At 70.8% G+C, this 23,302-nt stretch carries 20 protein-coding genes; 10 read left to right on the plus strand and 10 right to left on the minus strand.

Going from position 1 to position 23,302, the window contains the following annotated elements; genetic code table 11:
• Positions 1–28: 28 nt before the first annotated feature.
• The 5 genes from ACIBP6_RS29610 to ACIBP6_RS29630 form a co-directional block, all read right to left on the minus strand.
• On the minus strand, positions 29–694 hold the full coding sequence (locus ACIBP6_RS29610; RefSeq protein WP_397057177.1) for an NUDIX hydrolase: 666 nt from the start codon (positions 692–694) through the stop codon (positions 29–31).
• 54 nt (positions 695–748) lie between these two features.
• Positions 749–2,563: a DUF4434 domain-containing protein gene (locus tag ACIBP6_RS29615; protein ID WP_397057178.1), complete on the minus strand. Its 1,815-nt coding sequence runs from the start codon at positions 2,561–2,563 to the stop codon at positions 749–751.
• Positions 2,564–2,578: 15 nt separating this feature from the next.
• Complete coding sequence (locus ACIBP6_RS29620; RefSeq protein ID WP_397057179.1) at positions 2,579–3,667, minus strand: glycosyltransferase; 1,089 nt, start codon at positions 3,665–3,667, stop codon at positions 2,579–2,581.
• Between the two features lie 19 nt (positions 3,668–3,686).
• On the minus strand, positions 3,687–4,937 hold the full coding sequence (locus tag ACIBP6_RS29625) for a nucleotide sugar dehydrogenase (RefSeq protein WP_397057180.1): 1,251 nt from the start codon (positions 4,935–4,937) through the stop codon (positions 3,687–3,689).
• Between the two features lie 130 nt (positions 4,938–5,067).
• Complete coding sequence (locus tag ACIBP6_RS29630; RefSeq protein ID WP_397057181.1) at positions 5,068–6,753, minus strand: glycosyltransferase family 4 protein; 1,686 nt, start codon at positions 6,751–6,753, stop codon at positions 5,068–5,070.
• A 56-nt stretch (positions 6,754–6,809) separates the two neighbouring features.
• Between ACIBP6_RS29630 and wecB the strand changes: the two genes are divergently transcribed.
• Together wecB and ACIBP6_RS29640 are read left to right on the plus strand one after the other, a co-directional pair.
• The gene (gene wecB / locus ACIBP6_RS29635; protein ID WP_397057182.1) at positions 6,810–7,940 is read left to right on the plus strand and encodes a non-hydrolyzing UDP-N-acetylglucosamine 2-epimerase; all 1,131 of its coding nucleotides are present in this window, start codon (positions 6,810–6,812) and stop codon (positions 7,938–7,940) included.
• A gap of 54 nt (positions 7,941–7,994) precedes the next feature.
• Positions 7,995–10,031, plus strand: a complete 2,037-nt coding sequence (locus ACIBP6_RS29640) for a glycosyltransferase family protein (RefSeq protein ID WP_397057183.1) — start codon at positions 7,995–7,997, stop codon at positions 10,029–10,031.
• A 6-nt stretch (positions 10,032–10,037) separates the two neighbouring features.
• Here ACIBP6_RS29640 and ACIBP6_RS29645 read toward each other — a convergent pair whose 3' ends face one another.
• The gene (locus tag ACIBP6_RS29645; RefSeq protein WP_397057184.1) at positions 10,038–10,712 is read right to left on the minus strand and encodes a hypothetical protein; all 675 of its coding nucleotides are present in this window, start codon (positions 10,710–10,712) and stop codon (positions 10,038–10,040) included.
• Between the two features lie 369 nt (positions 10,713–11,081).
• Between ACIBP6_RS29645 and ACIBP6_RS29650 the strand changes: the two genes are divergently transcribed.
• From ACIBP6_RS29650 to ACIBP6_RS29675, 6 genes are all read left to right on the plus strand, one after another.
• Positions 11,082–12,608, plus strand: coding sequence for a hypothetical protein (locus ACIBP6_RS29650; RefSeq protein ID WP_397057185.1), 1,527 nt, complete (start codon positions 11,082–11,084; stop codon positions 12,606–12,608).
• Between the two features lie 50 nt (positions 12,609–12,658).
• On the plus strand, positions 12,659–13,528 hold the full coding sequence (locus tag ACIBP6_RS29655) for a PrsW family intramembrane metalloprotease (protein ID WP_397057186.1): 870 nt from the start codon (positions 12,659–12,661) through the stop codon (positions 13,526–13,528).
• A gap of 164 nt (positions 13,529–13,692) precedes the next feature.
• A complete protein-coding gene (locus ACIBP6_RS29660; protein WP_397057187.1) occupies positions 13,693–15,846 on the plus strand; it encodes a sensor histidine kinase in 2,154 nt (717 codons plus the stop codon).
• Entirely contained in the window at positions 15,843–16,250 is a 408-nt protein-coding gene (locus ACIBP6_RS29665; RefSeq protein ID WP_132610458.1) for a roadblock/LC7 domain-containing protein, read from the plus strand. The genes ACIBP6_RS29660 and ACIBP6_RS29665 overlap by 4 nt, the downstream gene beginning before the upstream one ends.
• Positions 16,247–16,609 carry a DUF742 domain-containing protein gene (locus ACIBP6_RS29670; RefSeq protein WP_132610456.1) on the plus strand — a complete coding sequence of 121 codons (363 nt, stop codon included), beginning with the start codon at positions 16,247–16,249 and terminating at the stop codon, positions 16,607–16,609. The genes ACIBP6_RS29665 and ACIBP6_RS29670 overlap by 4 nt, the downstream gene beginning before the upstream one ends.
• Complete coding sequence (locus tag ACIBP6_RS29675) at positions 16,590–17,162, plus strand: GTP-binding protein (RefSeq protein ID WP_132610454.1); 573 nt, start codon at positions 16,590–16,592, stop codon at positions 17,160–17,162. The genes ACIBP6_RS29670 and ACIBP6_RS29675 overlap by 20 nt, the downstream gene beginning before the upstream one ends.
• On the opposite strand, the gene ACIBP6_RS29680 is transcribed toward ACIBP6_RS29675, so the two are convergent.
• The 4 genes from ACIBP6_RS29680 to ACIBP6_RS29695 form a co-directional block, all read right to left on the minus strand.
• Positions 17,159–17,533 (minus strand): DUF742 domain-containing protein, encoded by a 375-nt coding sequence (locus tag ACIBP6_RS29680; RefSeq protein ID WP_397057188.1) that lies wholly within the window; start codon positions 17,531–17,533, stop codon positions 17,159–17,161. The two genes, ACIBP6_RS29675 and ACIBP6_RS29680, sit on opposite strands and share 4 nt — an antisense overlap.
• Positions 17,530–19,764: a sensor histidine kinase gene (locus ACIBP6_RS29685; protein ID WP_397057189.1), complete on the minus strand. Its 2,235-nt coding sequence runs from the start codon at positions 19,762–19,764 to the stop codon at positions 17,530–17,532. Before ACIBP6_RS29685 ends, ACIBP6_RS29680 begins: the two co-directional genes overlap by 4 nt.
• Before the next feature lie 56 nt (positions 19,765–19,820).
• Positions 19,821–20,504 (minus strand): DUF998 domain-containing protein, encoded by a 684-nt coding sequence (locus ACIBP6_RS29690; RefSeq protein ID WP_397057190.1) that lies wholly within the window; start codon positions 20,502–20,504, stop codon positions 19,821–19,823.
• A 535-nt stretch (positions 20,505–21,039) separates the two neighbouring features.
• A complete protein-coding gene (locus ACIBP6_RS29695; protein ID WP_397057191.1) occupies positions 21,040–21,879 on the minus strand; it encodes an SDR family NAD(P)-dependent oxidoreductase in 840 nt (279 codons plus the stop codon).
• Between the two features lie 194 nt (positions 21,880–22,073).
• Between ACIBP6_RS29695 and ACIBP6_RS29700 the strand changes: the two genes are divergently transcribed.
• Both ACIBP6_RS29700 and ACIBP6_RS29705 read left to right on the plus strand, forming a co-directional pair.
• Entirely contained in the window at positions 22,074–23,006 is a 933-nt protein-coding gene (locus ACIBP6_RS29700; RefSeq protein WP_397057192.1) for a helix-turn-helix transcriptional regulator, read from the plus strand.
• The gene (locus tag ACIBP6_RS29705; RefSeq protein ID WP_397057193.1) at positions 23,003–23,269 is read left to right on the plus strand and encodes a hypothetical protein; all 267 of its coding nucleotides are present in this window, start codon (positions 23,003–23,005) and stop codon (positions 23,267–23,269) included. The genes ACIBP6_RS29700 and ACIBP6_RS29705 overlap by 4 nt, the downstream gene beginning before the upstream one ends.
• The last annotated feature ends 33 nt before the right edge of the window (positions 23,270–23,302 follow it).

Below are 23,302 nucleotides of genomic sequence, written 5' to 3' on the forward strand. Positions count from 1 at the left end.
CATCACCCAGGTGGGCCGCGGGCCCGGGTCAGTCTCTGAGGCTGCGCAGCATCGGCGGGTGGAGCAGCTCGGCGGGGCCGCGGCGGTAGAGCTTGGCGGGCCGGCCGCCGTCGCGGGTCGTCGTCTCGCCGGTCTCCACCAGGAAGCCCTCGGCCTTGGTGACCTTGCGGTGGAAGTTGCGCGGGTCGAGCCGGCGGCCCCAGACGATCTCGTAGACCCGCCGCAAATCGGCCACCGTGAACTCGGGCGGGCAGAACGCCGCCCCCAGCGAGGTGTACTCCAGCTTGGCACGGGCGCGTTCGATGCCGTCGAGCATGATGCGGCGGTGGTCGAAGGCCATGACGGTCAGGGCGTCGACCGGCTGCCAGCTCATGTGGGCCTTCTCCGAGGCCGGCAGGTCGGGGGCGAGACCGAGGTAGGCGACGCTCAGCACGCGCTGGCGGGGGTCGCGGTCGGGGTAGCCGTACGTCTGGAGCTGCTCCAGGTGCACCGGCGCCCCCGGGAGGCCGGCGCGCTCGGCGAGGATGCGGTGGGCGGCGGCCGGGAGGTCCTCGTCGAGCTGGATGAAGCCGCCGGGCAACGACCAGCGGCGCAGGAACGGCGGGCTGTCGCGCCGCCACACCAGGGCGCTCAGTGCCTGGTTACGGACGGTGAGCACGACCAGGTCGACGCTGACCGGGACGCTCGGGACCATGGACGGCACGTTACACGGACCTCCCACCACCGGCGAACCACGCGATCAGGCGGCTCAGGTGAGGATGCGGACGTGTAACGGCTCGGTGCTCTCCTGGCCGGACGGCAGGCGCACGCTGATCCGCACCCACTCCCCGGTCTGCACCTGACTCCAGTCGAACGGCACCCACGCGGTCGCCATGCCCTCGGGCAGCTCGCCCTCGATCGGGTTCTCGTCCAGCCAGCCGACGGACGCGACCACCAGCTCCTTCGTGCCGCCCGACCACTGCAGGGTGACGGTGCTGTCCTTGAGGTTGTAGCCGCGCACCTCGACGCCGTCCTGGACGTCGCGCGGCGTGCGGATGGCGTCGACGGCGATCGGCCGCTGCCAGTCCCGGAGGATCTCCGTCTCCAGCGACGGCTCGCCGCAGGTCATGAAGTCGCTCCACATGTAGGAGACGATCTTCTGGACGTATCGCCCGGCCATCGTCACCGCCTGGTCCAGGCGCTTCTTGTCGGTCTTGCCGCGCGTGCCCGTCGGGGCGCACGGCCGGTCGCCGGACGGCTCGAACGCCTCCACGTTCGCCCACAGCTGCACCTGGTATCCGGCGTCGAGCAGCTCCTGCCGGGCCGCGGCCATCTCGCGGTAGTAGTCGCGCGTGGACCCGTGGTAGGCGGTGTCGTACGTCGCCTCGCCCACCACCGGCCGCAGCCGCTCGTCCACCTCCTGGTCGCGCTCGTCGGGCCAGAACAGGCCGACCTTGCCGGTGCCCCGGCTGTCCTGCGGCGCGATGATCCCGACCCCGGTCTTCACCAGGGCCTTGAACCCCTCGGCAACCTGCCGGGGCGTCCGGCCGAAGGCCACCCGTTTGCGCGCGTCGAGGTAGGGGCTGATCAGGATGGGCTTGCCGGGGAGCTCCTGCTCGACGATCGTGTGCTGGTCGGAGTAGACGTCCAGCGTCGGATTGTCCGCCAGCGTCTCCGACATCTGCACCTCGAACGGCTGGTAGACCCCGCCGAGCGAGGGGCGGTCGGCGAAGCGCACGCCGTAGTCCTGCAGGATGCGCCGCGTCAGCGTGGTCAGCGTGCCGAGGTGGCGCGGCTCGGCCTTGGTCGGCGTCCTGGAGTCGCGGGGGGCCAGCGGCAGCGCGGGGAAGACCCGCATGCCGAACTGGTCGCCCAGGTCGAGCAGTTCGCCCAGGCTGTCGTTGGGCGAGCCGGCTATGAGGATCATGTCGTACGAGTCGGGCTTGCCGGTGAAGTCGCAGGTGGCGTCGTCGGAGCCGTCGGGCTGGGTGAGCAGGCGGTAGTAGATCCGCTTGCCGATCGGGATGGCGTGCTCCATCTCGGGGCAGCGGAACACGTCCGGGCCGAACGACTCGTCGGTCCTGTAGACGTACATGCGGCCGATCCGGTTCTTCGGATTGGCCTCCTTCAGATCACGCATGGCGGCGTCGTGGCAAGTCAGGCCGTCCTCCTCGCACGCCTCGTAGAGGGGGTCGACGGTGCCGTCCTTGGCCAGCACCTCCCCGTCGTCGGAGACCGTGCGGTACTGCAGGCCCCAGCCGATCCGGATGATCGTGTCGCCGCCGACGCGGTGGATCTCCTGGAGCTGCTTGCGCCAGGTGCACGGGTTGGACGTCGGGGTGATCCAGTAGCCGGTGACGGCGTAGGGGGCGGCCTCACCGGTGTCGAACGTTCCACAGGGGTCGGTGAACTCGCTCACCCGAGGGGTCGGGAACGTCCTCGACGGCGTCGGCGCCGCCTTGGAACCGGCCTCCTTCGCGGGCTCGTCGGACGAGTCCGGCAGCACGATCATCACGGCGGCCACCACGGCCGCCACCACCGCGCCCACGACCAGGAAGAGCCAGCGCACGTTCAGGAAACCCAACCGCCCTCGTGTGATTCAGTGCTTGACCCCGGCCCAGGCCTCCAGCTGGGAGACGAACCGCTTCGCGGAGTTGGGCCAGTGATGGTTGGCGCGGGCGGCCGCGTAGCCACGCGCGCCCTGGGCCTGCCGCTCGCGTACGTCGTCGCGGAGCGTCAGCACGGCCTGCGCCACCGCCTTCGGGTCCTGCCAGGGCACCACGACGCCGCTCTCGTAACGCTCGATCAGCTCGACCGCGCGGGGCGACGGCGTGGTGATGACGGGGATGCCGTGAGCCATGTACTCCACGATCTTCGTGGGCATGGAGTGCCGGTAGTTCGGCTCGTCATGCAGCAGCGACAGCCCCGCCAGCGCCCCGTCGAGCCGCTTGAGCGCCTCGTCGTTGGGCATGAAGTCGCGCCACTCCAGCAGGCCGTCGTGCACGGCCTGGTTGAGCATCGGACGGCTCTGCTGGTCGGCGTAGCCGATCAGCTCCACCGTCACGCGGTACGGCTGCAGCAGCCGGGCCACCTCGACCGCCTCGAACACGCCCCTGGCCCTCGACAGCCAGCCCAGGTAGACCACGCGGTCGTCGCCCGGGGGCGTCACCGAGTCGGGCACCCAGGTCTCGTTCGGCACGATGAGGTGGGCGTGCTTGAACCGGCCCGCGTACGCGGTCTCGGCCAGCAGCAGGTGCATGTGGCGCTCGGCGGTGCCCTCCAGCAGCCGGGCGAGGAAGCGCACGGGCGGCCGCAGCGGCGCCGGCAGCCACGGCTTCAGCGACAGCGTGGCCGGGGTGTCCTCGTGGACGTCCCACACCACGGGCGGCCTGTTGCGCACGCCCCACACCGCGAACAGCAGCTCGGGGTCGTGGATGAGGACGAGGTCCACCTTGTCGCGCATGCGCTTGAACAGCCGGCGCGCGGCCCACACCGCGGCGACCCGCTTACGCTGGGCGGCCCGCGGGAGATCGACGCCGGTCACCCACGGCCGGGGGACGACGCCGTGAGCCGTGTAGGACGCGGCGTACGTGACCTCATGACCGGCATCCACGAGGGCACGGATCTGCCTGTGCAGAATCCTCGCGTCCTCGGGGTTATGCACCACCGTCATGACGAGCACGTGCACTGCGCGCAGCCCTCCGTCGCTACAGCCGCTCGACGCGTTCACCCTCGGCGAGGACGCCGCGGGTGTCGAGCACGAGCCTGGCCTTCGCCTCGACCATGTCGAGGTCGAAAGCGGCGTGCTGCTGCAGGAGCAGCGTCACGTCCGCGTTGATCACGGCCTCGGCCAGATCCTCCTCACGCGGCACCGGGGTGCCGTCCACCGACCACTCCTTGACGTACGGATCCACGAACGAGAGCTCGGCGCCCAGCTCCAGCAGCGCACGCGCCACGGGAAGAGCTGGGGTCTCACGCTCGTCGGCGATGTCCGGTTTGTAAGTGACGCCGAGCATAACGACCTTTGCGCCGTTCACGGGCTTCTTATGCCGGTTCAGCAGCCGCTGCACTCGGTTGACCACGTACGAGGGCATCCGCTCGTTGATCTCCTGGGCCAGCTCCACGAACCGGAACGGGTAGCCCAGCTTGCGCACCGTGTACGACAGGTACGACGGGTCGACGGGGATGCAGTGGCCTCCGACGCCCGGCCCCGGCAGGAACTTCTGGAAGCCGAACGGCTTGGTCGCGGCGGCCTCGATCGACTCCCACAGGTCTATGCCGAGCTCGTCGCAGAAGATCGCCATCTCGTTGACGAGGGCGATGTTGACGTGCCGGTAGGTGTTCTCCAGCAGCTTGGCCATCTCGGCCTCACGGGTGCCGCTGACCGGCACCACCTGCTCGATGAACTGCCCGTAGAACGCCTTCGCGCGGTCCCGGCAGGTCGCGGTGTAGCCGCCGACGACCTTGGGCGTGTTGCTCAGGCCGAACTTGGGGTTGCCCGGGTCGATCCGCTCGGGCGAGAAGGCCAGGTGGAAGTCCTCGCCGGCGACGAGACCCGAGTCGCTCTCCAGCGCCGGCCTGACCACCTCGTCGGTGGTGCCGGGCCAGGTGGTCGACTCCAGCACGACGAGCGTGCCCTTGGTGAGGTTGCGCGCCACGGTGCGGGTGGCGCCCTCCACGGCCGACAGATCGGGACGGTGGTCCTCGTCGAGCGGGGTGGGCACGCAGATGACGATCGTGTTGCTCCTGCTCAGCACGGACTCGTCGAGCGTGGCGCTGAACCCGTTGGCCAGCATGTGATCGAGGTCGGCGTCGGTCAGGTCATCGATGTAGGACTGCCCGGCGTTGAGTGCCTCGACCTTGACGGGGTCGACCTCCACGCCGACGACCCGCAGACCGGCAGCCACCGCCTCCTTGGCGAGCGGCATGCCGACGTAGCCCAAACCGATGACAGCCAAGTCGATTTCTGTCACAGCTGTGCCTTTGGGAGCCGGAAACAACACTTCATGGTCGCAAAGGTTATCTCAAGTCCACCTAGCTCACGCCTAATGCGACCGAACCCGTCATGAGAGACAGACAACATGGAGGTCAACGATCCGTAAGCGATCGGTAGAGAGCTCGGTAGGTTTCGGCGACGCGGCTCCACGTGCGCTTCGCCGCGACCTCCGCGCGCCCGGCCTCGCCCATCTCAGCGCGCCTGGCGGGGTCCTCCCGGAGCCCGGCGAGCGCCTTGGCGAGCGCGGCCGGATCGCCCGGCGGCACCAGCAGACCGGCGCCGTCCGAGCCGACGAGCTCGGACAGGGCGGGCAGATCGCTGAGCACGACGGGCTTGCCGAGCGCCATCGCCTCAACGGGTTTCAATGGCGTAACGAGTCGGCATACGCGCAGATCCTCGCGCGGGCAGGCGAAGACGTCGATCGCGTCCTGGGCCTGCAGAGCCTCGTCGGGGCCGACCCGGCCGGGCAGGATCGCATCGCGCAGGCCCAGCTCGTCGACCAGCTCCAGCAGGTTCTCGCGCTCGGTGCCGTCGCCCACGATGAGCACCCGCACAGGCGTGTGGTCGTCGCGCAGCAGTGCCGCCGCCCGCAGCAGGGTGGCGAACCCCTCGTAGGCCACGATGCTCGACACCGACCCGACCACGAGCTCGTCGTCGCCGATCCCGTACGCGCGCCGGAACGACGCTCCGTCGTAGTCGGCCGTGAGCAGGGAGTCGTCGACGGCGTTGGGCGCCAGGTGGATCTTCTCCCTGGGCACGCCGCGTTCGACGATCTCGGTCGCCATGGTCTCGGCCAGCGTGACGACCGCGTCGGCCTCGCGCATCAGGAACGCCTCGCGCTCGCGCTGGAGCAGGTGACGCTGGCTGCCGACCCTGATCGGGTCACGCGAGGCCCAGGTCTCCTCCAGGAAGCCGCGCACCTCGTAGACGAACGGGGTGCCCGTGCGGTCGCGCACGGCGTGGGCGATGGAGCCGTTGCGGTGGTCGGTGGCGGCGTGCAGGATCTGCGGGCGCAGCTCGGTCACGATCCTGGTGACCGCGTCGGCGCCCCTGATGATGCGCCCCTGGGTCTCGAACGGCATCTCGCCGTGCCCGTCCGGCAGCAGCCGGTGGTAGGGGATGCCGTCGATCTCCTCGTACGGCGCCGCGTCGGCGTGCCCCTGCAGCATCGGCCAGCCCCAGCTGGTCACCACGTGCGGGTCGATGCCCGCGGCCTTCTGCGAGGTGACGATGCGGTGGGTGCGCACGGTGTAGCCGGCCTGCGTGTACGGCAGCGCGTTCGTGACCACGTGCAGGACGCGGTCCTTGACCCGGCTGAGGATGGCGACCTTGGGCGCGGGCGGGATCGGGTCGGGGCTGATCGCGGCCAGCTCACCGCGGTAGTAGGCCGCCCTGCGCTTGACGAACGGGTATTTGGTGTGCGCCTCGAGCAGCTCGGCGGCCTCAGTGACGCGACCGGCGTCCCAGGCGAGCTTGGCGTCGTTCCACGGGCCCTTGACCACGCGCATGCCGAGCTTGCGGACGATGCGCCGCGCCCGGCGGGCGGTCGGCCAGGCGACGCTGCCCACGACGGGACGCAACCGGGGCGGGAGCGCCTCGGCCGCTGCCTGGGCCACGCGGACCGGGTCGGACTTCACCTTCGTCGCGACCACGCGGGAGACGATGATCGGGTGCCGGGCGAAGCCCTTGAGGAGCCCGGCGACACCGGCGCGGGCGGACTTCGCGGAAACCCTGCCGGGGGCGCGGGGGGAGTCTTGACGACTGGCGTCGGATGCCACGCCGTGACCGTACCATAGGCAACGTTTTTCCCCTTCCGCTATGAAAGGCGAGGTCAATGAGGGAGAACCCCCTGGTCCTGCACGTTCTGGGAGCTCGTCCCAATTTCGTGAAAGCGGCCCCGGTGGTGCGAGCACTCGGTGAACTCGGCGTGCGGCAGGGCATCATCCACACCGGTCAGCACTACGACGCGCTGATGTCCGACGTGTTCTTCGCCGACCTCGGCCTGCCCGAGCCGATCGCGAACCTCGGCGTCGGCTCCGGCAGCCACGCCAAGCAGACCGCGGCCCTCCTCGTCGGCCTGGAGGAGGTCGTCCAGGAGCACGAGCCCGACCTCGTCGTGGTCTACGGCGACGTCAACTCCACGCTGGCCGCCATCCTCGTCTGCGCCAAGCTCGGCGTCCCGACCGCGCACGTCGAGGCCGGTCTGCGCTCGTACGACCGGGGGATGCCGGAGGAGGTCAACCGGGTCGTCACCGACGCCCTGGCCGACCTGCTGTTCGCGACCTCGCCGGAGGCCCTCGCGTACCTGGCCGCAGAGGGCGTGCCCGCCGCCAAGGTGCACCTCGTGGGCAACCCCATGATCGACAGTCTCTTCGCGGCGCTGCCGTCGCTCGACCCGGCGCCCGTGGTCGAGCGGCTCGGCCTGCCGGCCCGCTACGCCGTCGCGACGCTGCACCGGCCCGCCAACGTCGACACCGCCGAGGCCGCCAAGGAGCTGGTGGACGCGGTGCTGGAGGTCTCGCGGCGGGTCCCCGTCGTCGTGCCGATCCACCCGCGCGGCAAGGCCCGGCTGGCCGCGGCCGGGCTCGTCGACGGCGAGACGGTCAAGGTCGTCGACCCGCTGGGCTATGTGGACTTCCTCTCCCTCGTGCGCGGCGCCGCCCTGGTGGTCACCGACTCCGGCGGCGTGCAGGAGGAGACGACCATGCTGGGCGTCCCGTGCCTGACCGTCCGGCCCAACACCGAGCGGCCGATCACGGTCACGCACGGCACCAACCGCCTGGTCACGCCCGCCCTCCTGCCCGCGGCGGCGGACAAGGCGCTGGCCGACGGAGCCGTCACGCCGGCCGGCGAGCTGCCGGTGCTCTGGGACGGCAAGGCCGGGCCGCGCATCGCCACGGTGATCTCCGCCTGGCTGAAGGGCGACAACCTCGCCCCTGCCTCTCAGGCCGAACGCCAGGAATAGCGGCCGAAACCGCCGTACTATGACATACCTCCGCTAAGCGATAGGCGTATCACCATGGCCGAAACCCCCGAAGAGCCCACTTTCCAGCGGCTCGGCCCCGTCAACTGGCTGCCCGAGGATCGCAAGCTCGTCGAGCGGTACGAGGCGGAGCTGCGGGAGCTGCGGCGGCGGCTGGAGATCGCCGAGGCCAAGGCCGCGTACGCGAGCTGGAAGCTGGAGGCCACGCAGGCCAAGCGGACGTACAAGCTGGGCGAGGCCCTCGGCTCGAAGAGTCCGGGGAAGATCGTCGAGGCGGTCCGGTCGAAGCAGAAGGCGCCCAAGCCGCCCATCCCCGTCACCGAGGCGATCGAGGCGGCCAACCACCGGCCACCGCTGGTGGAGGTGCCGCCGGTGAAGTGGCCGGCGGGGCCGGTCAACCGGCCCGACCTGAAGGTCGCGGTGATCCTGGACGACTTCTCCAGGATGGCCTTCCGCTACGAGTGGGACCAGATCGAGTTCGGGCTCAAGGACTGGCCGGAGATCTTCGCGGAGAAGCGTCCCGACCTGCTGTTCTGCGAGTCGGCCTGGCACGGCAACCAGGGCCGCTGGCGCTATCAGATGACCGGCACCAACGCCCCGAAGGAGCCGCTGCGCGACCTGGTGGCCTGGTGCAGGCAGGAGGGCATCCCGACGGTCTTCTGGAACAAGGAGGACCCGCCGAACTTCGACTTCTTCATCGACACGGCGAAGCTGTTCGACTACGTGTTCACCTGCGACGGTGACATGCTGCCGAAATATCGGGAGATTTTGGGACACGACCGGGTGGACGTGTTGCAGTTCGCCGCCCAGCCCCGCGTGCACAACCCGATCCAGCAGAACAAGGGCCGCCTGCACGACGTGGTCTTCGCCGGAATGTACTTCCGCGACAAGCACCCCGAGCGCCGCGAGCAGATGGAGACCGTGCTCGATCCCGTCAGGGAGCTCGGCCTGCACATCTTCGCCCGCAACGGCGAGGTCGACGAGAAGTACGCCTGGCCGGAGAAGTACCGGCCGCACATCGTGGGCGAGCTGCCCTACGACCAGATGCTGGCCGCGTACCGGATGTACAAGGTCTTCTTGAACGTCAACTCCGTGCTCGACTCGCCGACCATGTGCGCGCGGCGCGTCTTCGAGCTGTCGGCCTGCGCGACCCCCGTCGTGTCGGGGTGGTCGCGGGCCATCGAGGAGACGTTCGGCGAGCTGCTCCCGATCGCGCGCGAGCCGATCGAGTCGTACAACCAGGTGCTGCACCTGCTCAACAGCCCCGAGCTGCGGGCCAGGATGGGCCACCTGGCGATGCGCGAGGTGTTCGACAAGCACCTGTTCTCCCACCGGGTGGACCAGATCCTGCAGGACCTCGGCCACCGGGTCGAGCCGCGCTCACGGTCGATCTCGGTCGTGCTGCCCACCAACCGCGCCGCGCAGATCGAGCACGCGATCTCCTCGGTGGCCAAGCAGCTCCATCGCCCGCTCCAGCTCGTCATGGTGCTGCACGGCCTCGACATCGACCCGGTCGTGGTCGCCGACAAGGCCCGCATGGCGGGCATCACCGACGTCGTCGTGCTGCCCGCCGACGCCTCGCTGTCGCTGGGCGCCTGCATGAACCTGGGCATCGCCGCCGCCGAGGGCGAGCTGATCGCCAAGATGGACGACGACAACCTCTACGGCGAGCACTACCTGTCGGACCTGGTCAGGGCGTTCGACTACTCCGACGCCGAGCTGGCCGGCAAGGGTGCGCACTACGCGTACTTCGAGGGCGGCAACACCACGATGCTGCGCCTGCCCGGCCTGGAGCACCGCTACTCCTGGCTCGTGCAGGGCGGCACGTTCCTCGGCAAGGCCGACCTGTTCCGCTCGTACCGCTTCGCCGACATCACCCGGGGCGAGGACACCCACCTCGTACGGCGGCTGAAGGAGGACCGCGTCAAGATCTACTCGGCGGACCGCTTCAACTTCGTCTACTGGCGCAGCGCCGACACCTCGATGCACACCTGGCAGGCCGACCACATCAAGCTGACCAGGAACGCTCAGTTCGCCTTCGTCGGCCGCCCCGATGACCACGTGCTCATCTGACGAGCGCTAGGCGGTCGCCTTCGCCAGGTTCTGGTCGGCGAGGCGGGCCAGCTCGTACAGGCCCTGCGGCTTGACCTGCTGTCCGACCACGAGCATGCTCATGACCACCGCGCCGCGCCTGATCATGACCGAGCCGATCTGGGCGTTGTTCTTCTCGCCCGCGGCCGTCGTGAGGTAGGCCTGCGACTCGTCGCCCTTGACCGGCATCTTCAGGGTGCGCGTCCGGTAAGTGACTTTCGTGCCGCCGACGTCGGCGGTGTAGCTGGCGCACTGCTTCGGCAGCGGCGCGGGGAAGGCCGGCGCCGGGAGCGACACCACGGCCTGCGTGATCGAGCCCCGGTCGGCGGAGAACGCGACCACCGCGGCGGGCGACTTCGCGACCTCGGGCCTGGCGGCGTCGAGCTGGGCGGCGCCGGCGCACTCCGGGCGCTCGGCCTTGGCGTGCCGTAGCGCCTCCATCCCCTGCTGCGTCGACTTGAGCGAGCCGAACGCGCCCACCTCGGGGCCGTACGCGATGCTCATGCCCTTGGGCACCGGCAGCAGGGCGGCGCGCAGCTTCGCGGTCTCGGCGGCCGACGGCTGGGCCGGGGTGGCCGAGGCGGCGGGTTCGGGAGCTTCTCCCGAGGAGCATCCGGCGAGGACGAGGGTGGTCAGAAACACGCCGGAAACAGCCTTGCGCATGGCTTCTCCAATTCGACTCTGGCGGCTCACTCTTGCGGCATTGTGCAAAACGCTAGAGGACACGGAGAGTAACGGGCTGGACAACGCCGCTATTCGCGTAATTCAACGGCTTCACGAACGATTTCCGTTTTGGCGTGCTTATTGCCGCACTCCACGCGGCGACTCGCCTGCTCGAAGCCGTCCCCGCCCTCCTGCCGCTCTCCCTCCATCCCGTGCGACAGAACGGCTTGTCGGGGCGTTCTCCGCGGCGGACTGTAAAGGCGGATGTCAGAAACGACAGGGCATTCCTCGTAACAGGTCACGCAAAATGTCGTCGAACCGCTGCGCGTCCATGCGCGGCTTTTCGCCCGGGCTGCTGATGATCGCGCCATGAGCTTGACTCCGCGCGATCTCGGGCTGGATCGCCCCATTTCTCGCCGGGATCTCTTCGACGGGATCGCCCTGGCCTCCCTCGGGAGCGCCCTTGGGCCCGTGCCGGCGGCGAGGGCCGCGTCCACGCCGTTCGCCGTACGAGGGGACACCGCCGAGGCGCTCAGTGTGCCGCACGCGCTGCGGGACGGCCGTTTCTGGGAGCACGCGGGCGCGCCCGAGCCCACCGGGGAACGCTACGACCTCGTGGTGGTGGGCGGCGGGCGCGCCGGGGTGAGCGCGGCCAACGGGTGGCTGCTGCGCCACCCGTCGGCGCGCGTGCTCGTGCTCGACAACCACGACGAGCTGGGTGGTCCGCGCCCGCCGGTGCGGGCCGCGGGGCCCGACGCCGTGATGTGCGACGCGGAGAGCTTCGGCGCCGACACCCTGGTCACGACGGCCTCGCCCGGCTGGATCGGCAGGCTGCCGATCGCCGAAGCCGCCCGGCGGGACCTGCTCAGGTTGCACGAAGAACCGCCCGACTGGTTCCCCGGGCTGAGCGCGGAGGCCAAGCAGGAGCGGCTTGCGGAGCTGACGTACTCGCGGTTCCTGCGGGAGGTGTGCGGGGCGCACCCCGACGTGGAGCGGTTCTGCCGGACCATGCCGAGCCGCGACTGGGCCTACGACGCCCGGGCGTTCGGGGCGATCGACGCCTGGGGCACCGGTTACCCGGGGTTCGGCGGGCTGGGGCTCGACCGGGACAAGCCGTCCCGCTACAACTCGCCCACCGTGCGGCGCGACTGGCACGGCGAGGAGCCCGCCGCCGCTCCCGCCCTCGACGGCCGGGCGCTGCTGCGCCTGTCGAGCCCGGTCGTCTCGGTACGCGACGGCGTCAGCGCCGCCACCGTCGGCTACTTCGACGGCGACCGGGTCGGCACCGTCGAGGCCGGGGCGGTGATCCTGGCGTGCTGGAGCGCGGTCGTGCCGTACCTCGTGCCGGAGCTGCCCGAGGAGCGGCGGCGGGCGCTGCGGCAGGTCGTCAGGGTGCCGGCGCTGCACACCACCGTACGGCTGCGCGACCCGGGGGCCTGGCGGCGGCTCGGCGTCGAGCGGGTGCGCTGGACGGGCGCGTACTGGTGCGCCACGGAGTTCGCGCCGCCCGACTCCGTGCGGCTGGTGGCCACGCCGTGCCGGTCGGAGCTGGGGCCCGACGCGGGCTCCGCGGCCGGCCGGCGGGAGCTGATCAGGACGCCGTACGACGTGCTGGAGCGGACGATCCGCGACCAGCTGGCCCGGCTGCTCGGGCCGGTCGGCTTCGACCCGGCCGGGGACATCCTGGAGATCACCGTGAACCGGCGGGGGCACGCGTACCCGCCCGAGCACTGCCGGCCCTGGCACGCCTACCACCCCGACGGGCCGTTCCCGGCGGACGCGGCCCGCGGGCCGTTCGGCAGGATCGCCATCGGCGGCTCGGACTCGGTGCCGGCGGCCCGCGCCGACGCCGCCGTGCTGGCCGCGCACAGGGCCGTGGCGGAGCTCGCCCGGTGAGCACGGGGAGCTCGGGAAGCACGGGAACTCCGGGCAGCTCGGGAAGCACCGTGAGCAGCGTGAGACGGCCGTGGTTGCGGATCTTCCTGACCGGGCTCGTCCTGTGGGTGGCCAGCGTGGTCGTCACGTCCTGGACGCTCAACCCCAACCTGGTGCCGACCGTGGTGCTGCTCGGCAGCTTCCTGGTCCCCGTGACGTTCGTGGCCTGGGCGTACGGGCAGGGCCGCTCCCCCACCGTGACGGTGGAGCGGATGTTCGTCGCGTTCGTGGTGGGCGGCGTGCTGGGCGTGCTCGGCGCCTCGCTGCTGGAGAGCTGGCTGGTGCGGCCGTCGATCGTGATGTTCCTGCTGGTCGGCCTCATCGAGGAGGCCGCCAAGCTGGCCGCGCTGATGGTCGTCACCCGGCACGCGGTCAAGCGCTCGATCCGCGACGGCGTGGTGCTCGGCGCCACCGTCGGCTTCGGCTTCGCCGCCTTCGAGAGCGCCGGGTACGCCTTCAACGCCCTGTTCACCTCCCACGGTCTGTCGCTGGGCCAGCTCGTCGAGACCGAGGTGCTGCGCGGCATCCTGACGCCGGTGGGGCACGGCCTGTGGACGGCGATCGCGGGCGGCGCGCTGTTCGCCGCGGGCGGACGGCTCACCGGGCCCGTGCTGCTCGCCTACCTCGGCGTCTCGGTGCTGCACGCGCTGTGGGACTCGATGAGCGCCATCGCGATCGCGATCACTCTGGTGCTGACCGGGCGGCCGTGGCAGTTCGCGCAGCTGCGGATCGGCCGGGTGCCGGACGTGACCGCCTGGCAGGTGCACGTCTACACCGTGGTGACCTGGTCGGGGTTCGTGGTGATCTCGCTGGTCGCGCTGGCATGGCTCTGGGGGACCCTTGTCCGGGATCGCCGCCGACGGCAGATGTCGTCCCAATAATCACGGTAATGAACGCCTTGCTCCCACTGCGCCGGACACTTAATCGGTGCTAGTCTCCTGTGCGATCTTCCGGAGGTGTATTTACACAAGGTGTGGAAATGCCCCCGACTCGAGGTTGGGACATGGGCTCGCGAAACCGGTCAATTCGGTTCAAGATCTTCTTATTGCTGCTGCTACCCCTCCTGTCTCTGAGCGCGCTGTGGGGTTTCGTCCTGAACCTCACCATGGACGACGCCCGGTCCCTGCTCCGCGCGAACACCCTCTACGAGACACTCGGTGTCGCCTCCACCGACCTGGGATTGCAGCTGCAGGCGGAAAGGGTCCGCTCCGCCGAGACGCTCGCCACGCGTGAGCTCACCGAGGTGCTCGGCAGCCAGCGCGCCCGCACCGACCAGTCCGTCGCCGAGTTCGAGCACGCCGTCTCCGAAGCCGGCGACGCCGTCGGCGACGACCTGCGCGCCCCGCTGGACAACCTCCGCACCTCCCTCGGCCGCCTCGCGTCGATCAGGGACGACATCGACACGGGCGGCGGCTCGCGCCTGTCCGGCCTGCACGCCTACAACCGCCTCCTCGACGCGCTGTTCCTGCTGTCCGACGACCTGGTCCCCGTCTCCGACCTGGCGATCTTCCAGCAGGCGTCGTCACTGCACACCATGGGCCTGGCCAGGGAGTACATCGCCAGGGAGCACGCCCTCGTCGTCGGCGCGCTGGCCGACCGGCGACTGAGCGAGGCCGAGACCACCGCCTTCGCCGAGTACGCCGCCTCCAGGAAGTTCCTGCACGCCCGCGGCCTGGCCGGGCTCGACGTGCCGCTGCGCAGGCCGTACGAGGAGGTCTTCGCGAGCGAGCCGTTCATCGTGTTCACCGCCATGGAGACGCGCATCGTCAGGACCGGCACGACGCCCGCCGCCGACGCCTGGCAGCAGACCCTCGACGACCTCTCCTCCCGCCTCGACGACCTCGGCGCCGACACCGCCGGGGCTCTGGCCGACCGTACGTCGGAGGCCGCCACCGGCACCATGGTCAAGATCGCCGTCGCCGGCGGCCTCGGTTTGATCGCGGTCCTCGCGTCGATCATCATCTCGGTACGCTTCGGTCGACGCCTGGCCGGAGAGCTGGCCGGGCTGCGTTCCGCCGCGGTGGAGCTGGCGCAGCGGCGGCTGCCCGACATCGTGGCGCGGCTGCGCAGGGGCGAGGACGTCGACGTGCGGAAGGAGGCCAAGGCGATCAAGGTGCGCGGTTCCGCTGAGATCACCGACGTGGCCAGGGCCTTCGGCTCCGTGCAGCGCACCGCCGTGAAGGCGGCGGTCGGCCAGGCCGCGCTGCGCCGCGGGGTCGGCCAGGTCTTCCTCAACCTCGCCCGGCGCAAGCAGGGCCTGCTGCACCGCCAGCTCGGGCTGCTCGACCGCATGCAGCGGCGCACCCACGACCCCGACCGGCTGGAAGAGCTCTTCCGCCTGGACCACCTGACCACCCGCATGCGGCGGCACGCCGAGAGCCTGATCGTGTTGTCGGGCGCCGCACCGGGGCGGGCCTGGCGCCGGCCGGTGCCCATGATCGACGTCGTCCGGGCCGCGGTCGCCGAGGTGGAGGACTACACCAGGATCGCCGTCACGTCCATGCCGGACGGCGCGATCGACGGCGCCGCCGCGGCCGACGTCACCCACCTGGTGGCCGAGCTGGTCGAGAACGCCACCATCTACTCGCCGCCCGACACCATGGTGCAGGTGCGCGGCGACCGGGTGAGCAACGGCTACGCCATCGAGGTCGAGGACAAGGGTCTCGGCCTGTCGGCCGCCGAATACGGCCAGGTCAACGCGCTGCTGGCCGCACCGCCCGAGTTCGACCTGGCCGACAGCGACCGGCTCGGCCTGTTCGTGGTCGCCACGCTGGCCGGGCGGCACGGCGTCAAGGTGCAGCTGCGCCGCTCGCCCTTCGGCGGGACGCTGGCCATCGTGCTGGTGCCGCGCGCCCTCATGGCCGAGACCACAGAAACCGCCGAGCCCGGCGAGCCCGCGCAGACCCGCGAGCCGGGCAGGACGACCCAGAACGGCGACGGCAAGGCGGTGCTGCCGAGCCGTACGCGGAAGAAGGCGCTCGCGGTCGTGTCCTCGGGCACCCACGCCGGGCTGCCCAAACGGGTGCGACAGGCCCACCTGGCGCCTCAGCTCAGGGAACAGCAGCCCGAGCCGGAGCAGGAACAGGCCGAACGCTCTCCTGACGAGGTACGCGACCTGTTCTCCGCGTTCCAGCGGGGAACCCAACGCGCCAGAGAAGAAGCCTCCGAGGAGGGGCCCATGAGTAAGGGGGACGCATGAGTGTGCCGACCACGAACAGCGGCGAGCTGAACTGGCTGCTGGACGACCTGGTCACCCGGGTCGCCGCCGTGCGCCAAGCGGCCATCCTGTCGACCGACGGCCTGGCCGTCGGATATTCGAAAGGACTGTCCCGCGAGGACGCCGAGCACCTGTCAGCGGTGGCGGCCGGTTTCCAGAGCCTGGCCCGCGGCACCGGCCGCCATTTCGGCGGCGGCGACGTGCGCCAGACCATCGTGGAGATGGAGTCGGCGTTCCTGTTCGTCACCGCGGCCGGCCAGGGCACCTGTCTGGCCGTGGTCGCCGACGCCACCGTGGACGTCGGCCACATCGCGTACGAGATGGCGATGCTGGTCAAGCGCGTGGGCCAGCACATCACCACCAATCCACGCGCAGGGGCGTCATGAGCGATCGCCCGCAGTGGTTCGATGAGGAGGCGGGACCGGTCGTCCGGCCCTATGCTCTCATCCGCGGACGCACGCGCTCTTCCGGAGACGCGTTCGACCTCGTGGCGACCGTGCGCGCGATCGGCGACCCGCCGGACGACCTCGGTCCCGAACAACGACACATCCTGCGGGCAGCTCAGAGCCCGATCTCGCTGGCCGACCTGGCCGTCGAGCTCGACCTGCCCGTCGGCGTCGTCCGGGTGCTGCTCGGCGACATGCGTGACCACGGTCTCATCTCGGTGACGTCGCCCACGGCAGGAGGGGCGCGGTCGAATGAGCGCATTCTCAAGGAAGTGATCAATGGACTCCGTGCTCTCTGAGGACCCCGTCGCGCTCAAGATCCTGATCGCGGGCGGGTTCGGCGTCGGCAAGACCACCCTGGTCGGATCGATCAGCGAGATCAGGCCGCTGCGCACGGAGGAGGTGCTCTCCGACCGCGGGATCGGGATCGACGACCTCGACGGCGTGGAGTCCAAGACCACGACGACCGTGGCGATGGACTTCGGCCGCATCACGATCCGCGACGGGCTGGTCGTCTACCTGTTCGGCACGCCCGGCCAGGAGCGGTTCTGGTTCATGTGGGACGAGCTGTCCTACGGCGCGCTCGGCGCGGTCGTGATAGCCGACACCCGGCGGCTCACCGACTGCTTCCCGTCGGTCGACTACTTCGAGCAGCGCGGCACGCCGTTCGTCGTGGCCGTCAACTGCTTCGACGGCGCCGACCAGCACAGCGTCGAGGACGTCCGCATCGCGCTCGACCTCGACGACGACGTCCCGGTCATGCTCTGCGACGTGCGCCGGCGGACCTCGGCCAAGGAGGTCATGATCGCGCTGGTGGAGCACTCCCTGCGGACGCTGACCTCGGCCAACTAGAGCGCGCGCAGGCCGTTGATGACCTCGCGGAGCAGGCTCTCCGACGGGGCGGCGGCCTTGTCCCGCGGCGGGCGCACCGTCACCAGGCCGTGCTCCAGCACGTCCCCCAGCAACACCCGTACGACGCCGACCGGCAGGGCCAGATCCGAGGCGACCTCGACCACGGGCCTGGCCTTGCCCGCGACCAGGTTCAGCAGCCGGCGGTGCTGAACGCTCAGCTCGGCCTTGGCGGAGACGGGCGAGCCCGTCGAGACGACGGTCGCCAGCAGGTCGACCTCGGCGGAGGCGGACCTCGTACGCCCGCGTGCGACCGCGTACGGCCGCACGACGGGCCCCGCCTCCTCGTCAACCCACTCGTGCTCGCGGCTCACTGTTCAGATCCCCCATCCTGGTCGCTGTCCTGCCGCCCGCGTTGCCAGCCTGACTGGAGCGAGGAGAGCAGTGCCCTGGCCTCCTCCGGCGTACGTTCCTCGGCCGGCACCGCGGGCGTCGGCGCCTGCTTGAGCCGCTGCGACAGCCCCGTCTGCCGTTCGCGGCGGGGCAGGCCGGCCTGCTGCGGCACGGCCTGTCCCTGAGCCTCGTTCTGGGCCTCGGTGTCCACGAGGTTCTGGACCTGCGCGGCGGCCCGCCTGCTGGTACGGATGCGGCGGGGCAGATCGCCCGGTCCGGTGGTCTCGGCGTGGACGACCGACACGGAGATGGGCGTCAGGTCCATCGGCTGCGTCGGCGGCGCCATCAGCTCCACCAGCTCGGCCGGGACGAGCACGATCGCCGTGGTGCCCCCGTACGGGGAGGGCTTGAGCGTCACCTTGACGCCGTGCCGGGCGGCCAGCATGCCGACCACCGCGAAGCCCAGCCGCTCGGTCTGCGCCGGGTCGAACTCCGGCGGGCTGGCCAGGCGGGCGTTGACGGCCTTGAACGTGGCCTCGTCCATGCCCAGGCCGCGGTCCTCGATCTCGACCGCGAAGCCCCTGCCGACCATCTCGCCGCGCACGGAGACCTCGTTCTCCGGGGACGAGAACGACGCGGCGTTCTCGATCAGCTCCGCGAACAGGTGCATGAGGTCGGCCACCGCGCTGCCGGGCACGCCGACCTCGGGCATCGGGTAGACCCTGACCCGCGTGTACTCCTCCACCTGGGCGGCGGCGCCGCTGAGCACGTCCTCGACGGGGATGACGCCGCGCCATCTGCGGCCCGCGGAGCCGCCCGACAGCAGCACCAGGCCCTCGGCATGGCGGCGCATGCGCGTGGTCAGGTGGTCGAGCTTGAACAGCCGCTCCAGCGCCTCCGGCTCCTCCGTCTGGTGCTGCATCTCGTCCAGCAGCCTGAGCTGGCGCTGCAGCAGCGACTGGCTGCGCCGGGCCAGGTTGCGCAGCGCCTCGGAGACGCCCTCGCGGAGCCTGGCCTGCTCGACGGCCGCGTCCACGGCCGTGCTCTGCACGCTGTCGAACGCCGCCGCCAGGTCCGCGACCTCGCTGGTCGGCTTCTCGCCGACCTGGATGGGCGGGGCCTCGGCCGCGATGTCCACGGTCTCGCCCTGGCGCAGCTTCGTCACGACGTCCGGCAGCCGGACCTCCGCCAGCTCCAGCGCGCTGCGCCGCAGCGCCGCCAGCTCCTCGGCGAGCCGCCGGCCGACGCGGATGGAGACGACGACCGAGAACGTCACCGCGATCAGGCCGATCAGCCCGGCCAGGACGGCCCGCACCACGATGCCCGTGCCGGCCGGCTCCATCCTGGCCAGCAGCTTGTCGCCGGTGCCGTGGACGGCTTCGCGCAGCTCCGTCTGCACCTGATCGGCGATGCCCCGCCACAGGTCGACGTCCATCGGCCGGCCGCCGATGTAGCCCTCCAGGAGGTTCTCCATGGTGACGTAGCGGGGGGAGTAGTACAGCTTCTCGAAGGGGGTGCGCAGCTCGGCGTCGAGGTTGGCCAGGGCCTTGGGGAAGAGGTACGTCCTGGTGCCGTCGATGCCGGCCAGCAGGTGGACGTCGCGCATGCCGGCCCGGCCGTTGGAGGCGATGACCAGGGCGTGCTCGCGGGCGAGCAGCTCGCGTACCTCGTCGGCGGCGATCAGGCCCTGCGCCTGCAGCGACAGCTCCAGGTCGGTGCTCATGGTCAGCCGGGAGTACAGCAGGTGGATCTCATCGGTGATCTTGGCGTACTCGGTGACCAGGTCGCCGGGGGTGAACTCCCGGTCGTCCACCTTGGCCCTGATGTCGGGCAGCCGGTCGACCGCCTCCAGCACGGTCTGGAGCTGTTTGCGCATGTCGGGGGTCAGGGCCGCACGGGTGTCCGCCGACTCCGCGTGCTGCCGCAGCGTCGTGCCGGTGGCGTCCACCGAGGCCCTGGCCCGGCCCAGCGTCTCGGCGTCGTCCTGGACGCCGGCGATCCGTTCGGCCGAGGCCAGGCGCTCGGCCTGCAGGTTGGTGACGAGGTCTTCCGAGGGGTCGATCACACCGGTCCAGATCGCGTCCACCTTGAACAGGTTGAGCGCGTCCCCCAACGTGGTGCTCGCGGCGAAGCCCCAGAGACCGATCAGGGAGACCAAAGGGATGACGAGCAGCGTCGAGATCTTGAATCTGATGGATCTGCCCGATGCCATGACACCTGCTCCCGGATAGAAGATCGCGGGAGAGAATAGCACCCAAACTACTGGTTTTAAGATCGACTAGCGATAAATCTGTGATATGTCGGGAAATTTGCGGTTGTTGTGGTGCTTGCGGCGCTCTGTCGCCACGTGACTCTGACCAGCCACGCGGCCAGCACGACGAGCAGGGCCACCTCGGCGCCGAGGAGCAGCCGCTCGACCAGCCCGATCAGCACCCGGTCGCCCGGCAGGGCCACGTACGTGATCGCCAGCAGGCCGAACCCGCCCGCCAGCGCCACCCACTCCACGACCCGCGCCACCGGCTTCCACACGGCGTCCGCGCCCAGCCTCGGCACCAGCAGCGCGCCGGCGGCGGGCAGGCTCACGAAGGCGGCGACGGAGACGTACCGGTGGATCTGCGCGGCCAGGTCGAGATCGTGGCCGATGGGTGTGGTCGGGATCACCGCGGCCACCACCAGGGCGCCCGACCACACCATCAGCAACCGCTCCGGCATCCCCCGTACGGGCGCCCCCGCGGCCCGCAGCCCCGCCAGCAACACCAGCGACCCGATCCCGAGCACCGCCATCGCCACCTCCGTGACGCCCCCGCGGTCGGCCACGGCGTACTCGCTGACGGTGACGTTCATGGGGTCGAGGTAGGGGTCGGGATCGAACTGCCCGACCAGCACGCCGACCACCGAGAACAGGATCGAGGCGCAGGCGATCAGGGGGAAGAGCCTCTTGACTGCGGTCATGCGCCCACTCTGTCGCCGATCACCCCGGTCTCACATCGGGCCCCGCCCCCGACCGATCCCTGACCGAACCCTGACTCTCTCTCCTGCGTCTTCCCTTATGAACTCTCCCGCTCCCCCGCGGCTTCCCTTACGGACTCTCCGCCCACCTGCGGCACCGCACGGACCTCTCCCCCTCGGCGGCGTCCTTCCTTTACGGCGGAGCCCGGTGGGCACCACCCACCGACGCGGCTGACCGACCCTCCAGGGAGACGCTCACCGGCCTCACCGCCGCCCCCGCCGCGACGACGCCCCCTTGACCGCCTCCGGGGTTCTGGCGCGCGGTGTCGGATCGTGGCTGCCCGCCTCCTAGGAATATGGCGGCCTGTTCGTGTTCCCGGCGCGGGACGAGGCTGGAGCCGCCCCTGAAGTCGATCAGGGGCGCGCACAACCGACTCATCCGAGGAGCACGCCATGGGCATCACCCTGGACTGGAACCAGCCGGGCGGTGAGGAGGGACGTCATGAGATGCGATTTCCTCTCGTCGGTGGTCGAGGGCTCAGCGGGCGTCGTCGCATGCGGTGGCGACGGACTTGGCCTGCCAGGCGGCCAGGTCGTGCAGGAGCTGGGCGATCGTGACCTGCCGGCGTTCGACGGCGTCGCGGCCCAGTGCCAGGTGCCCCGGCAGCTTGTCCTGGCAGGTGACCTCGTAGATCAGCGCGGCGCCCTTCACCGGGTCGCCGAGCTGGGCGTGGTTGGCCTCGCCGGCCCAGTCCAAGGTGTCGTGGGCGGGAGTGCCGTCGTAGGCGTCGATGCGCTGGGAGGCGATCGACAGCGAACTGGTGTCGAGGAAGTCCGTGCGGAAGACGCCGGGCTCGACGACCATGCACTGAATCCCGAACGGCGCCAGCTCAGCCGACAGCGCTTCGCTGATGCCGGCGACGGCGGACTTCGTGGCCGCGTACATGCTCACTCCGGGTTCGCCCTCGAACCCGGAGCGGGACCCGATGTTGACGATCTTGCCGCGGCCCGCGGCGCGCATCACCGGCAGGACGGCGCGGGTGAGGTTGATCAGCCCGAAGACGTTGAGGTCGAACAGGGCACGCGCCTCGCCGTCGGTGATCTCCTCCAGCGCGCCGAGCAGACCCCGGCCCGCGTTGTTGACCAGCACATCGATGGTGCCGAAGCGCCGGACGGCCGCCTCGACGGCTCGGTGGACGTCCTCGCCGCGGGTGACGTCGAGGGCGACACCGAGCACCCGGCCGGACTGCCGGAGGTCCGCCGGCAGACCGTCCGGGTCGCGGACCGCCGCCACCACGGCATCGCCGCCCGCCACGGCGGCGCGAGCGATCTGCAGGCCGAGGCCCCGGGAGGCGCCGGTGATGAACCACGTGGACATGTGCATGCTCCTTCGTACTGATGAGAGAAAGGACCGGAGCTTGGTCGCGGGGCATGTGCCGCCTCCCGGCCCGATTTCCACTGAACCAGCGCTGAGCAGCGAAAAAGGCCCTCAAAAGGGCCTAAGCGATCGGGGGAAGAACTGGGCCACCCTCACGAACCGTCGCCCCCCGAGAAGAAGCGAGACTGGGTGGTATGGATCGTGACCACACCAGCAGCCCGCTGGCGGCCTTCCTGCGCTCGGCCCGCGCCCGGCTCAGCCCGCACGAGGCCGGACTGGACGAGCCGGTGCTGGGACGGCGCCGCGTGTCCGGACTGCGGCGCGAGGAGCTGGCCAGGCTGGCCGGGGTGAGCGTCGACTACTACACCCGCCTGGAACAGGGCCGCAGCCGCAGCGCCTCACCCGAGGTGCTCGACGCGCTGGCCACCGCCCTCCACCTCGACGACGCCGAACGCGAGCACCTGCACACCCTCGCGCGCCCGATGCCCGCCCAGCGCCGACGGCGCCCGCGTCCGCAACGGGTCCACCCCGCCACCTGGCGGCTGCTCGACACCCTGGAAGCAGCGTGCCGGCCCGCCTTCGTTCTCGGCCGCCGCCTCGACGTCCTGGGCCACAACCGGCTCGCCGGACGTCTCATCACCGACTTCCGCGCCCTGCCCGCCGCCGAGCGCAACCAGGCGCGCTTCGTCTTCCTCGACCCCCACGCCCGCGATCTCTACGGGAACTGGCCCGCCGTCGCCGCCGACACGGCCGCCATGCTCCGCCGTGACGCCGGCCGCCACCCCGACGACCCCGCTCTCGGCGCCCTCATCGGAGACCTGTCGATCCACAGCGAGGAGTTCCGCCGCTACTGGGCCGACAACAAGGTCCACCAGCGCACCACCGGCAGCAAGGACTACCACCATCCCCTCGTCGGCGATCTCACCATCACCTACCAGGCCCTCACCCCGGCCGACGACCCCGACCAGACACTGTTCGTCTACGACACCGAACCAGGCAGCCCCTCAGAGCACGCCCTCCGCCTCCTCGCCCAGTGGACCGACCGCATCCCTGCCGACGACGCCCATCCCGGCTCGCCAAGCGCCCCAGCCGCCTCCCGTCCCCCCAACGGCACACCTCGACCGTGAATCGGCCACTCGTCGAGGCCGAGCTCGACCGTCACATGCCCGAGCGCGCGAAGATGCGCCCCGGCGACACCGACGAGTTCCGTACGGCGTGGCCGTCCTGGAGCGGCGGGCGCGGCACCGGTGGGAGCCGCCCTGGGACGAGGTCCGTCCAGGACGGTGGGCGCCCACAGACGAAGGCACCCTGCACCGGTGCCTCACCGCCCTGGACGCAGCGTCTGGAGCTCCACGACGGGCAGGCAGTCGCCGCCCGCCTGCCCGCGTGACCCGTCGCCGACGCGTGGCCGCAGCGGGCTCCG

The sequence above is a fragment of the Nonomuraea terrae genome, assembly GCF_044465245.1.
Lineage (GTDB): Bacteria > Actinomycetota > Actinomycetes > Streptosporangiales > Streptosporangiaceae > Nonomuraea > Nonomuraea terrae.